14 protein-coding genes are annotated in these 13,312 nt (G+C 38.1%); 3 read left to right on the forward strand and 11 right to left on the reverse strand.

Annotated elements, in window-relative coordinates; genetic code table 11:
• Nucleotides 1-426: 426 nt before the first annotated feature.
• Complete coding sequence (locus B5D46_RS07405) at nt 427-1,413, reverse strand: diaminopimelate dehydrogenase (protein WP_078928919.1); 987 nt, start codon at nt 1,411-1,413, stop codon at nt 427-429.
• Between the two features lie 350 nt (nt 1,414-1,763).
• Here B5D46_RS07405 and B5D46_RS07410 point away from each other — a divergent pair, with 350 nt between their 5' ends.
• A complete protein-coding gene (locus tag B5D46_RS07410; RefSeq protein WP_031491249.1) occupies nt 1,764-2,618 on the forward strand; it encodes a MurR/RpiR family transcriptional regulator in 855 nt (284 codons plus the stop codon).
• 105 nt (nt 2,619-2,723) lie between these two features.
• Nucleotides 2,724-3,230: a conjugative transfer signal peptidase TraF gene (gene traF / locus B5D46_RS07415; protein WP_078928920.1), complete on the forward strand. Its 507-nt coding sequence runs from the start codon at nt 2,724-2,726 to the stop codon at nt 3,228-3,230.
• A 37-nt stretch (nt 3,231-3,267) separates the two neighbouring features.
• On the opposite strand, the gene fabF is transcribed toward traF, so the two are convergent.
• From fabF to B5D46_RS07455, 8 genes are all read right to left on the reverse strand, one after another.
• Complete coding sequence (gene fabF, locus B5D46_RS07420; RefSeq protein ID WP_078928921.1) at nt 3,268-4,515, reverse strand: beta-ketoacyl-ACP synthase II; 1,248 nt, start codon at nt 4,513-4,515, stop codon at nt 3,268-3,270.
• 338 nt (nt 4,516-4,853) lie between these two features.
• Nucleotides 4,854-5,087: an acyl carrier protein gene (acpP, locus tag B5D46_RS07425; RefSeq protein ID WP_031491245.1), complete on the reverse strand. Its 234-nt coding sequence runs from the start codon at nt 5,085-5,087 to the stop codon at nt 4,854-4,856.
• 183 nt (nt 5,088-5,270) lie between these two features.
• Nucleotides 5,271-6,017, reverse strand: coding sequence for a beta-ketoacyl-ACP reductase (locus B5D46_RS07430; protein WP_078928922.1), 747 nt, complete (start codon nt 6,015-6,017; stop codon nt 5,271-5,273).
• Between the two features lie 10 nt (nt 6,018-6,027).
• On the reverse strand, nt 6,028-6,960 hold the full coding sequence (gene fabD, locus B5D46_RS07435; protein ID WP_031491243.1) for an ACP S-malonyltransferase: 933 nt from the start codon (nt 6,958-6,960) through the stop codon (nt 6,028-6,030).
• Nucleotides 6,961-7,048: 88 nt separating this feature from the next.
• The gene (locus B5D46_RS07440) at nt 7,049-8,005 is read right to left on the reverse strand and encodes a beta-ketoacyl-ACP synthase III (protein ID WP_078928923.1); all 957 of its coding nucleotides are present in this window, start codon (nt 8,003-8,005) and stop codon (nt 7,049-7,051) included.
• A 151-nt stretch (nt 8,006-8,156) separates the two neighbouring features.
• Entirely contained in the window at nt 8,157-9,125 is a 969-nt protein-coding gene (locus B5D46_RS07445) for a phosphate acyltransferase (RefSeq protein ID WP_159443053.1), read from the reverse strand.
• Nucleotides 9,126-9,214: 89 nt separating this feature from the next.
• Nucleotides 9,215-9,409 (reverse strand): 50S ribosomal protein L32, encoded by a 195-nt coding sequence (rpmF, locus tag B5D46_RS07450; protein WP_031491240.1) that lies wholly within the window; start codon nt 9,407-9,409, stop codon nt 9,215-9,217.
• A 204-nt stretch (nt 9,410-9,613) separates the two neighbouring features.
• Nucleotides 9,614-10,147: a YceD family protein gene (locus tag B5D46_RS07455; protein ID WP_078928925.1), complete on the reverse strand. Its 534-nt coding sequence runs from the start codon at nt 10,145-10,147 to the stop codon at nt 9,614-9,616.
• Nucleotides 10,148-10,248: 101 nt separating this feature from the next.
• Here B5D46_RS07455 and B5D46_RS07460 point away from each other — a divergent pair, with 101 nt between their 5' ends.
• Nucleotides 10,249-10,941: a hypothetical protein gene (locus B5D46_RS07460; protein ID WP_078928926.1), complete on the forward strand. Its 693-nt coding sequence runs from the start codon at nt 10,249-10,251 to the stop codon at nt 10,939-10,941.
• A 56-nt stretch (nt 10,942-10,997) separates the two neighbouring features.
• On the opposite strand, the gene B5D46_RS07465 is transcribed toward B5D46_RS07460, so the two are convergent.
• Together B5D46_RS07465 and rluC are read right to left on the reverse strand one after the other, a co-directional pair.
• Entirely contained in the window at nt 10,998-11,726 is a 729-nt protein-coding gene (locus B5D46_RS07465) for an HAD family hydrolase (RefSeq protein WP_078928927.1), read from the reverse strand.
• Between the two features lie 177 nt (nt 11,727-11,903).
• Nucleotides 11,904-12,872: a 23S rRNA pseudouridine(955/2504/2580) synthase RluC gene (gene rluC, locus B5D46_RS07470; RefSeq protein ID WP_078928928.1), complete on the reverse strand. Its 969-nt coding sequence runs from the start codon at nt 12,870-12,872 to the stop codon at nt 11,904-11,906.
• Between the last annotated feature and the right edge of the window lie 440 nt (nt 12,873-13,312).

The following is a 13,312-nucleotide window of genomic DNA, read 5'->3' on the forward strand; positions in this document are numbered from 1 at the left end:
CGACACCTTCACCATTTGCAATTTCAGCAATATTACGAATATCTGTTTTAACAGGATAATTTTTACCTTCAACACGAGAGTTCTTATAGGTGCGAATATAGGTTCTATTCTTTGATTTACAACAATAAACTGTTGGTAGAGGAGCAATTTTACTCATAATAAAATATCTTTGTAGGTACAACTATATAATACCTACATTATAGCACTAAAAAAATTATCTAACTGATTGTTATTTAAATTTTTTGTGAGATTTGATTAGAATACGTTGTACCTACTTTGCAAAGTACAGGTTACCATTTCCTACGAATACAAGAATCTTTCAGAAGAAACAATTCGTTTTAGTTCGATTAAACGAAGTGGAGATTGCCAGAAAAACAAAAATCCCGCGCTATACGGGACTTTTGAAATAAGATTTAAAGACTTTTATTAAAGCATTGTTGCTCTTAACTGCTCTCCTGATAGTGGAGATAGATAAGCAGGAGCAATATCGAATACAGTCTTACAGCCGTTAACACCTTCATTGTGAAGACGTGCTATAGCTCTTGCATAGGCAACAATTACGCTACCAGTAAACTCTGGGTTAGAATCAAGCTTTAAGCTATACTCGATAACGTGATTGTTTTCAAGATTAAAACCAGTCTTACCTGATCTTAAAACAAAACCACCGTGAGGTAGACCACGATGATTCTTGTTTAACTCCTCCTGAGAAATGAAGTTAACAGTTGTATCGTAATCTGAGAAGTAGTTAGGCATGGTCTTAATCTCATTCTCAACTTTAGCAGCATCAGCACCTTCCTTTAGAACAACATAGCAAAGTCTTGTGTGCTTCTGACGAGTAGTTAGTTCTGGATTTGAACCGCTTCTTACAGCCTCAAGAGCAGACTCAATTGGACATGTATACTGTCTTGCATCTGCAACACCTTCAATACGACGAATTGCATCAGAATGGCCCTGACTTACACCTCTACCCCAGAAGGTATAGTCTTTACCGTTAGGTAATACAGCGTTTGCGTATAAACGGTTTAATGAGAACATGCCTGGATCCCAACCGGCAGAAATCAGAGCAATATGATTTGTAGCTCTTGCAGCAGCATCTACATTTGCAAAATGCTCAGGAATCTTAGCATGGGTATCAAAGCTGTCGATCACATTAAATAACTTTGATAAAACAGGAGTCTGCTCTGGAAGATCGGTTGCAGAACCACCACATAGAATCATTACATCAATCTTATCTTTATATGACTCAACGTCATTAACGCTTACTACAGGAACTCCTGCTGTTGATAGAGTTAAAGAAGAAGGATCTCTTCTAGTAAATACAGCAACAAGCTCTAGATCTTCTGCATACTTTAAAGCTCTTTCAATTCCACGACCTAAATTGCCGTAACCGTAAATTCCAACTCTTGTAGTCATTTTGACCTCTTGTTAAAAATTGTTCGTATTAAATTGTTCTAAAATGTAGCAAAAAGAACACTATTAGTCTAGTTTTGATCAAATATGCACTATTTTATAACAAAATTCTTATCTATCCAAAAATTTTAGTCCATTAAAAAAAACAAAATAATTTTAATATGTAAAGATTATTTACTTCTTATAAATGTGGAATTTAGATAACTATATTAAAAAACAACAGATTTTTATGAAAAAAACTAACTTTTTTCTAGTTTTGTATGTTCAGACACGCACATTTGTGAATAAAAAGCGTAGAATTATTTTCAGTTTATAACTATATAAAAAATATAAAACAACATTAAGGAATTCCAATGAGCATATTAAGACGACTAAGCAATCCGCAAATCAAGGCGTCAAAATCAGACAATAAACTCATTCACTACTTTCTGGCAAATGGCTTAAAAGCCTGTTCATCATCTATTTCAGAGATATCAGCAGACTGCGATATATCACATGCAACCGTTACCCGTTTCGCAAGAAAATTCGGTTTTGAAACTCTAAAGGATTTCAAAATTGCCCTGGCACAGGATCTTGGAGCACAAGATAATGATAGTCACGGTAAAAGAACAGCAATCAATCTGAAAGAAAGCTGTGAAACCACAGCACAAAAGCTGCTGCAGTTAAACCAGACCCTATTGTCTCAGACAGCTGTTGAAATTGGATTTGAGTCTGTTACTAAACTAACCCGAGAGATTGTTGGTGCAAGACACGTCTTCTTCTTTGGTATCGGTAGTTCTGGCTACCTTGCAAGAGATGCTGCAAGAAAAATTGCACGTATTGGTATTGACGCAAGATGCTACACTGATTCACACGAAATCATGACTCATTCAGCAATGATTACAAATCAGGATGTAGCAATTTATATTTCAAATTCTGGTCAGACTCCAGAACTTGTTAAATCAGCGGCATTATGTTCAAAGAAAGGAGCTATGATTTGCGCTATTACAGCAGAAACCACATCTCCTCTTTATTCATTTACTGATATTACTGTTTTACATGCTGTTCACGATTACGATCTTGCTCAGGGTTATGCTGATTCACGCCTTTCAGTCTTCTTTATTATCGACTTAATCTACATTGAACTGATTAAGCTTATCGGTGAAAAGGCTATCAAGCAGAAACAGGAAACTCAGGATGCAATTGAATCACTCTCAAATAGTGATTAAAAATCAGAGCGTTATTTCCAATTTTCACAAAAAAGACACGCTTAAAAAAAGCATCACAAAAAAGGCCGTTAGAATAATAACGGCTTTTTTATTGGTGCTATTTTTATGAAGATTCTATCTTGTTCAACTATCATTTTTATAATCACATTGTGCGTTTATCTATTTGATATTCAAATCAATACAACTTCATCAATACCGATTGGAATTTATACCCTCGATAGAAATAAAGGAATATTAGGTAATAATAAGACAATACTTTTCTGTCTAAGTAACGAATATGTTGAAATAGCAAAGACAAGAGGTTATCTTCCAGTAGGTAAATGTAAAAACGGATTATCCCCTATTGGAAAAACTATAGTTGCATCAGAAAATGATTTCGTTGAAATTACTAATGAAGGAATTTATGTAAATGGGAAGCTCCTACCTAAGACAAAACCTGTGCCTTATGACAAAAACAGACAAAAGCTAACCTATTCAAAAATAAAAAGAATCTTAAATAAAGATGAATTCCTGGTAGCAAGTCTAAAGAAGGATTCTTTTGACAGCAGATATTATGGAATAGTATATAGAAATGAAATACTGGGAATATTAAAAGAATTGTTCGTTATATAACATTATCCCGCTAAATTTAGCGGGATAACTATATGAATTAGTACATTCTCTTGAATAGAAGTGAACCATTGGTACCGCCGAAGCCAAAGTTATTTGACATTGCGTACTCAATATCATGCTTCTGAGCAGTGCCAGGAACAAGATTGAAATCACCAACCTCATCTTCTGGGTTAACAAGATTGATTGTTGGAGGACAAATCTGATCCTTAATTGACATAACAGTGATAACAGCCTCAATAGCACCAGCAGCACCTAAAAGGTGACCAGTCATTGACTTGGTTGAGCTCATGCAGCAGTTCTTTGGTGCATCACCGAATAGGCTCTTAGCAGCACGTAATTCAGATAAATCACCAACAGCAGTTGAAGTACCGTGAGCGTTAATATAGTTAACCTGCTCTGGCTTAACACCAGCGTCCTTCAGTGCACCCATCATTGATCTTGCAGCACCTTCACCGGTTGAAGGAGTAGCAGTCATGTGGTAAGCGTCACCTGACATACCGAAGCCAACTAACTCAGCATAAATCTTAGCACCACGAGCCTTAGCGTGCTCATACTCTTCAAGAATCAGAACACCTGCACCGTCACCTAGAACGAAGCCATCACGATCCTTATCCCATGGACGTGAAGCATGCTCAGGATCATCGTTACGGTGAGATAGAGCCTTCATAGAAGCGAAACCGCCAATACCCATTGGAGTTGAAGCTTTTTCTGCACCACCACAAACCATAACATCAGCATCACCGAAAGCAATCAGTCTTGCTGATAAACCGATAGCGTGAGTACCGGTAGCACAAGCTGTAACAGTAGACAGGTTAGGACCACGCAGACCTTTCATGATTGAAAGCTGGCCTGAAACCATGTTGATAATAGTTGATGGAACGAAGAATGGGCTGATTCCACGAGGACCTTTAGCAACTAAGCCGGTAATGTTCTTCTCAATAAGAGTTAGACCACCAATACCTGAACCGATCATTGTACCGATTCTATCAGCGTTCTCTGGAGTAATTTCAAGACCAGAATCATTTAATGCCATAATGCCTGCAGCGATACCGTACTGGATAAACTCATCCATCTTACGAGCATCTTTAGTGGTAATGCCCCACTGCTCTGCATTAAAGTTCTTTACTAAACCGGCAATCTTTACAGAGAAATCTGAAGTATCAAAATGTTCAACAGTAGTGATACCGCTCTTACCAGCTAATAAATTTTTCCATGATTCTTCTAAAGTACCGCCAACTGGGCTTAACATACCCATTCCGGTAACTACAACCCTACGTAATTGCACCGTTGGATCTCCGTTATTGATTTGTGAACTACATCGGTAATAAATTACCGAATAACAAGCATTAAAAGCCTGATAATTGACTCAACGTAGGGATATTAATTTCCCTTACGCTTTAGACGGGATGATTTCCGTCATGAATTCTTTTGTTATGACAGTGTCATAACATTATCAACATTCAAAGAACTGGTATAACCAGATGAATCCTTTGTAAGCTTTATAAAAGGTGATACAAAATCTTCTAAAAAGAATGGAGATGTTTAGCATCTCCAGTCCACTTTAAATGTTTAAATATTGGGGGAATATATTATTCACCCTTAAAATTCAACACCGACCAGCTATTACTGATTGTTGTTGATGTAATCGATTGCGGCCTGAACGGTAGTGATCTTCTCAGCTTCCTCATCAGGGATTTCGGTACCGAACTCTTCCTCTAAAGCCATTACAAGCTCTACGGTATCTAGTGAGTCAGCGCCAAGATCATCAACGAATGATGCCTCAGGTACAACATCCTCAGGCTTAACGCCTAATGTGTCAACGATAACTTTATTTACGCGCTCTTCAATATTGCTCATTTTTTTCCTTGACCAGGCTGCAAAGGCAGCGCTGTCCCTTTACTAAAAAAAACGCCCCAGCCCAATGCTAGGACCCAAACAAAACTACATGCAATTATATATGTTTTAAATGACTTTTGGTAGTAAAAATTAGAATAAAATATACAAAAAGTAATTTAATTCACAAATATGCATAAGTATCAATTAGTTGCAGTGTAAACCACCATTTACATCAATGGTAGAACCAGTGATATAAGCAGCTAAATCTGAAGCTAAAAATACAGCAGCACCAGCGATATCATCTACAGAAGCAGCTCTCTTTAAAGGAATTGAATTAGTCCAAGCCTTTAACTGCTCTTCATTTAATGCAGCAGTCATATCAGTAGCAACGAAACCAGGAGCAATACAGTTAACTGTAATACCTCTTGAACCAACTTCTTTTGCTAATGACTTGCTAAAGCCGATTAAACCAGCCTTTGCAGCAGCGTAGTTACACTGACCTGCATTACCATCCTGACCTACGATTGAAGAGATATTGATGATTCTACCTGCTCTCTTCTTCATCATAGGACCGATTGCTAGCTTACACATCTGCACACAGGCAAACAGGTTGCACTGTAAAACATCAGACCAGTCCTGATCCTTCATTCTCATGAATAAGGTATCACGAGTAATACCAGCATTGTTAATGATAATATCTGGACAGGTACCTGCATCAGCTACAACTGCATTGAAACAGTCTTCTACGGTCTGCTTATCAAGAGAGTTCATAACAAAGCCCTTGCCATGACCATTCAGGTACTCAGTAATACCAGCAGCACCCTTCTCTGAGGTTGCAGTACCATATACTGTTGCACCTAACTGCTCAAATGCCTGTGCAATACCTTTACCGATACCACGTGATGCACCAGTAACTAATACAATCTTTCCAGAAAAATCTAAATTAAACATAATCTACTTCCTATGCTAATTCTTCTAAAGCTTTTTCTAAGGTCTGCTCGTTGCAGATATTTGCGCTACCCAAGGTCTTGTCAATACGACGGTTTAAACCGCATAGAACCTTGTTAGGGCCACACTCTACAAGAGCTTCAACACCGTCAGCCTTTAAAGCCTGAACAGTTTCAACCCAGCGAACAGGCATAGTTAACTGCTTAACAAGAGCATCAACTAAATCTGAAGCCTTGGTTAATGGCTTAGCTAAAGCATTAACATATACAGGAATAGAGGCATCGTTAATCTTGATTGACTTTAAAGCCTCAGCCAATCTGTCAGCAGCAGGCTGCATTAAAGGACAGTGAGAAGGAGCAGAAACAGCTAGAGGAACAACTCTCTTGGCACCCATTGCTGTAAATTCAGCACAAGCCTTATCAACAGCTGACTTGTTACCAGAAATTACAACCTGACCTGGAGTATTGAAATTTGCTGCCCATACTTTTTCAGAATCGGTTGATACCTTAGCACAGGTCTCGATAATTGCGTTGTCATCAATACCAAGAATAGCTGCCATAGCGCCAACACCAGCAGGTACAGCCTCCTGCATTGCCTGACCACGAAGTCTTACTAGTCTAACAGCATCTTTAAAATCAATAACGCCTGCAGCAACTAGTGCACTGTACTCGCCTAAAGAATGACCTGCTAAAGCAACAGGTTTATCAGACTTTGACATTAAAACTCTAAATGCAGCTACAGAAGCAGTTAAGATAGCAGGCTGAGTTACTTCAGTCTTGTTAAGCTCTGTATCAGGACCATTTAAGGTAACAGCCTGAAGATCATAACCTAAAGCCTCATTTGCCTCAGCATATGTTGCCTTAACGATTTCATTGTCCATAAAATCAGCAAACATTCCAACGCTCTGAGAGCCCTGTCCTGGAAAAACTGCTGCAAATTTCTTCATAAAGAATCTCCTGAATTTAAGAAAAACTTTTTTTCAAAATTAAATCTGTCATTGCCTATCTTTAAGGCAACAGTCATTTTGATGGAATCTAGTAACGAACCAGAGCAGAACCCCAGGTAAATCCACCACCAAAGGATTCTAATAAAAGGATATCTCCTCTCTTAATCTTGCCGGAACGAATACCTTCATCTAAGGCAAGACCAACAGAAGGAGCTGATGTATTTCCCTGTTTATCCAATGTAACAATTACATGGTCCATATCAAGCTTAAGCTTTCTTGCAGTAGCAGCAATGATTCTTAAATTAGCCTGATGAGGAACAAGGAAGTCAAGATCTGCTGCAGTCATATTACCCTTCTCTAAAGTTGTGTTAACCAGAGAAGCTAAAACAGTAACAGCATGCTTGAAAACATCATTACCTTTCATATATAGCCATGAATCATCGCCGGTGAAGTTTCCACGCTTAGCGTATGGTAATGATAGCAATGGTCCGAATTTTGAATCTGCTGAAATGTGAGTAGCGATAGTACCCTCTGTTTCAGATTCACCTAAAACACAAGCGGCAGCACCATCACCAAATAAAATAATTGTGGTTCTATCAGTTGGGTCACATGCACGTGACATTAAATCGGCGGCAACAATCAGAACCTTCTTTGCCTGACCAGAAATAATCATTGAATGAGCAACTGAATATGCATAGCTGAAACCAGAACATGCTGCAGCTAAATCGAAAGCAGGTCTATCCTTAATACCCAGCAGACCTGAAACTTCACAAGCAGCAGAAGGGAATGCATACTGAGCAGATGTTGTAGCGCATATAACAAGATCAATCTCACCAACATCAATGCCGGCAGCTTCGATAGCTCTTTTAGCAGCGATTGCGCCCATAGAAGCAGCAGTCTCATCTGGAGCTGCAATACGTCTCTCACTTATACCGGTGCGTTCAATGATCCACTCATTAGAGGTATCAACCATCTTTTCCAAATCAGCGTTGGTACGCACCTGTTCAGGTAAATAACTACCTGTTCCAAGAATTCGAGTAAACAAAGAATTCTCCAATTTCTACAAAAACAATTTTGGTATTTTATCAAGAATAAATAAAATTTCCTAAAAATCTGAGGATTTTTTACTTATTCTTTAAAAACAAACAAAAACGTTAGAAAAATTACTGAGTTTATGTGTTGGTATCGATTAAAGTTTACTGTAGCTTTTCTCTAATAGACTCAACCAGATTCAACTGAGCGGTCTTTGCTGCCTCTACCAGAGCAACAGCAACAGCCTCCTTTCCTGCACTGGCATGACTCTTTATAACTAAGCCGTCAACACCAAGAAGAACAGAGCCATTATACTGCCATGGCTGAAGCCATTCTGGTCTGGCAAGTTTTGAGAAAAACTTCTTCATTCCCTGTGCATTCAGGAATGCAGAGGCTACACCTTCAGCAGCCTTTAATGCTACATTGCCGGTAAAGCCATCAGTAACAATTACATCAGCATCATCAGTAAACAGCTTATCAGCCTCAACAAAGCCGTAGCAGTTTAATGAATGATCCTGCTCAATAAGATCACGAGCCTCTTTAACCAGAGCACTGCCCTTGTTTCTCTCGCTTCCAACATTTAGAACACACACTCTAGGTTTGGAAACATTGTAGAAACACTGATAAGCTGCCTGACCTAAAAAGGCGAAATCATGAAGATCCTTAGCATTGCTTGAAGCATTAGCCCCAAGATCTAGCATTAGAGAATATTTAGATGGACCAGCAGGGATCTTTGCACATAATGCAGGTCTTAATCCGCCAATGGTTCCAAGAATATGGCGTGAAAGGCTTACTAACGGTCCTGTGCCACCACTTGAAACAGCAACATCAGCTTCTTTATTTTTAACCGCTTCAATAACACGACGCATAGCTGATGTGCGGTAACCTTCCAAAACGGCTCTAGGATCCTCATCCTGAGGAATGCATTCTGGAGCATCAATGAATTCATATCTGCTAGAATCAACTTTCTCGAAAGCTAAAGCAACCTTAAGCTTCTGAGATCCATAAACCTTTATCTTTATGTTTGGATATAGAACCAGTGCAAAGCGAACAGCGCTAGCAACTGTCTTTGCATCAACGTTATCGCCACCGGTTCCATCAAGGGCAACAGTAATATTTATATCGTTATTCACAATTCAAAAAGGGCGTAGAGACTGTGTCCCTATGCCCTTCTCCATAAATTCATAATGATAAGAATCTTATCGACAACTAAAAAAAGTTATTACTTAGACTCGATTGGCTTTGCAGGAGTTAAGTTTAACTTCTCACCACGGTAGTAACCACCCTTGGTGATATTGTGACGAATATGAACTTCCTCAGAAGTCTTATCGATTGATAACTGCATTGCTGATAAAGCATCGTGTGAACGACGCATGTCACGACGTGAACGGGACTTATGGTTCTGCTGAACAGCCATTTTTATTGTCTCCTAAAATTTACTTCATTGCGGAGACCTTAAATGCCCCGCTTTCTCTGATTTTTAACAAACTTTAACCACCTTCTGTGGCACTAATCGCGGTATTATACTTGCTATAAATATTATTTTCAAGCAAAAAACTTTATAACAATTATTTAAGCTTTGCAAACACCTCATAAAATAAAGAAATTAAACGAAAAAAAACTATTTTTTCAGTTTATCTTTCAAATCAGCAAGAGCTGAAAAAGGATTCTTGCTAGCATCCTCATGAAGCTCACCAAATGACCAGCTGTCATCGGCACTCACACACTCAGGATCATCCTCATCATGAGATGTGATGTAGGGAATCTCAAGCAGAATACAGTCTTCTAAAAATGACAGAAGATTAAATGAACCATCCTCATTAAGCTCTACAATATCAAGCTTTTCATCTAGTTTTAGACTTCTGGCTTTTTCTTCATCACAGGTTGAAATAAAGCTTCCTGTAATTTCCTTGTCAAACTCTTTCTGGCATCTCTGACATACAAAACGAAGCTTGGCATTAAAAGAGCCTTCAATAGTTCTTAAGCCCTGCAGATCCTCATAGAACTTAAACTCAACATCAACTGGCTGAAGAATACAGCTGCAAGCCTCAGCTAGTCTTGGTAAATAGGAAGGATCGATTTTTGTTTTGTACTCTGCATTGTTTGCAACAAGTTTTTCAAAATTTACAACTTCGCTAAAGGCTAATTCCGCCATGATATCTACCTAAAATTTATTAAAATTTGATACAAATTCTGATTATTTTTGAGTTAACAGTATACACTAGAATAAGGGAATGTCTGATTTAAGGTGGATTCATGTCTATAAAATCTTTCATCACAATGTGTGTATGTGCATTCTACACCATTGGTAGTGCTTATGCTTACACTATGGAAGCACGATTCGAAACTCAACACTATGGTGTTTACCAGGTAATTCTTGGTAAAGGTGAGGTTTATGGTGTATCGCTAAAACAGATCATTGCAAAAGATTTAAGTCAGAGAAAGAAGTTCCAATCAACAGCTGTGGTCTACCCTAACGGAAGTGCTGCCATGAATGGAACCATCAAAGAGCCAACAGTTGGAATCATTACAACAGAAAACTATGATGGATCTTCATCAGTTACAGTTAATCTCAATGATAACGCAAAAACCTCAAGCTATGTGGGTATCTATCTGAATTTCAAACAACTCTCAAAGCTTGCTGATAACAGAACTGTTAACTCACTGGCATCAGAACTTGCGCAAATGCCTCTAGTTCTTGAGGGGGTTCCCGTTGATGTTGTTTCAAAAGATTTCAGAGGCAACCTCTTCTACACAGCAGCAACAGGGGCTGTAATTCTGGATTTCAACGTTATAGACAGTCTTTACTATGATAGAAAGAAACTTGAATCAGTAAAGCCAAAGTGCAAGGTGAATATTCTTTCACTTCCAGACAGAAGCACCAATGAGTTTCCTTTATATATAGCCGGACATGGAGCTGTTAACGATATTATCTGCGACGAAGATTAGAAAATATAATTACGAAGATTAACAAAATACTCACGAAAAAGTGAGTATTTTGTTTTTTATATTAGGTCGATGTATTTTTCCATATCAGATACACATGGAAGAATCATATCAGGCTTGAGTGAAAACAAAGCATCACCACTCCATACACCTGTCTGAACACCAAGAGATCTGTTGTTTGCATCAATAAACATCTTGATATCCAAAGATGAATCTCCTACACCCAGGATGCTCTCTGAAGGTATACCAAGTCTTTTGGCCATCAGATTCATCATTTCAGGATTTGGCTTTGGAATTTCAGAACCACCACAGATTGCATCGCAGTAATCACCAAGAATTGTTGCATCCAAAGTTTTCTTGATACCAGCGGTTGAACGACCTGATGCATAGCCAATCTTCAGCCCTTTATCCCTGATTTTCTTCATCAGAGACTCTACTCCATCAAAGAGTGTATCAATCTGAAGTTCTGGTGACTGCAGATACACATCTCTGTAGAAAGAAGTAATTTTCTTGTACTCTGGCTTTTTCTCTTCAGGAAGTAACTGCTTAATTCCCTCACTAAGTTCAAGTCCGATGGTACTCATAATTTCTCTTTCATCTGGCAGAGGCAGACTTAAAAGAGAAAAGGACTTGTGGGTACACTCAATAATCTGAGTGATACTATCTGTTAAAGTTCCATCCAGATCAAAAACAACAGCCTTAATTGAGTCCTTAAATTCAGGAAAAGATGAATCAAAAACCAAATCTCTTCTTCCATCTATATATGAATAGTCTTTTTTTACTTCCATATTTCGTCAAAAGCCTCTTTATTTTTTGGAGGTGTATTGTACTCCAAAAACTCTTTTTCTCCATAGGTCATATATTGTTTAATCGTTAGAGAAAATTCTCATTGTAGAAACGAAATGAGGATGTCATTCATGATTGAAGGACATCCTCATTCAGAGTTTTAAAGCTATTTCTTTAAATTACTCTTCCTTGATTCTAAGAGCTTCAACTGCCTGCTCAAGTTCTGGAGGAAGAGGAGCCTCTACCTTAAGCATTTTTCCATCTGCAGGATTTAAGAAAGTAATCTTAAAAGCATGAAGGAACATTCTCTTAAGACCAATAGATTTTAAGTAGGCATTAAATTCCTTGTCACCATACTTTTCATCTCCGCCAACAGGATGTTTTACATAGGCAGAGTGAACACGAATCTGATGTGTTCTACCTGTATGAGGCATTGCCGCCATCAGGGTAGCACCATTTAAAAACTCAACTACATCATAGCCGGTTGAAGAAGGAGCACCATTTTTAAAGCTTACTTCAACCATACGCTCGCCAGATCTCAGTTCATTTCTAACCAGAGGAGCATCTACAAGATGAACACGTCTGTCCCATTTTCCAGGAACTAGTGTCAGATAACGTTTCTTTACAATTCTCTGACGGAACTGCTCATGAAGATTTCTCAATGCAGATCTTCTCTTGGCAACAATAAGACAGCCAGAAGTCTCCTTATCAAGTCTATGAGCAAGCTCCAAAAATCTCTGATCAGGCTTTAAAGCCCTTAGAGCCTCGATAAGACCAAATTCAATACCGCTTCCGCCGTGAGCTGCCAGACCAGCAGGCTTGTTAACAACTAGAAGATCTTCATTTTCAAACAGGATTCTATCCTTCAGATCCTGAACCAGGTGAAGATTTGAAGAAGGAATGGTAACAGGACCTTCTGTAACAGTTACAGGAGGAATACGGATTATATCACCAGCCTTAAGCTTATATGAAGGTGATACTCTACCCTTATTTACACGGACTTCTCCTCTTCTAAGAATTCTATAAAGCATACTTCTAGGTACACCCTTTAAAACTCTTGCAAGATAATTGTCCAGTCTCTGACCTTCGTCATCTTCATTAGCGGTGTTATAACTTACACCGTGTGATACAACGTGTTTATCTGACATAAAATTCCCATAAAAAAACTTGCACACATTGTACATTAAAACAAAGCTGATTTGATTTTAATTTTTCCTTAAAAATCAAGCTTACAAAAACATGTCAACAGAATCAGATCTCATTTAAGCAAAAAACGAAGAAGAAATTGATATAACAGGACAGAAAATCTCCTGAAGAGAAAATGTAAAAAACGATAGTATATTAAACAACAAGTTAAGATTCTTAATGCAAAATATTTCATGGAATAAGTAAAAATCAGCATTCAAAAACAAAAGAAAAACTCTTATAAAACAAGTAATAATCGCTATAACATTTTCCTGTATTGATACACTTCAAAAAAAACAACAATTTTGCACTGCCAAGATAAGTTTACCTTCCTCTTTTGTGGCATAATATCGGCGGCGAAGTGCGATAATCGCTTTGTTCATGATTTCAACTCGCCTTATAA

Origin of the sequence: Succinivibrio dextrinosolvens DSM 3072 (assembly GCF_900167015.1) — a bacterium.
Taxonomy (GTDB): Bacteria; Pseudomonadota; Gammaproteobacteria; order Enterobacterales; family Succinivibrionaceae; genus Succinivibrio; species Succinivibrio dextrinosolvens.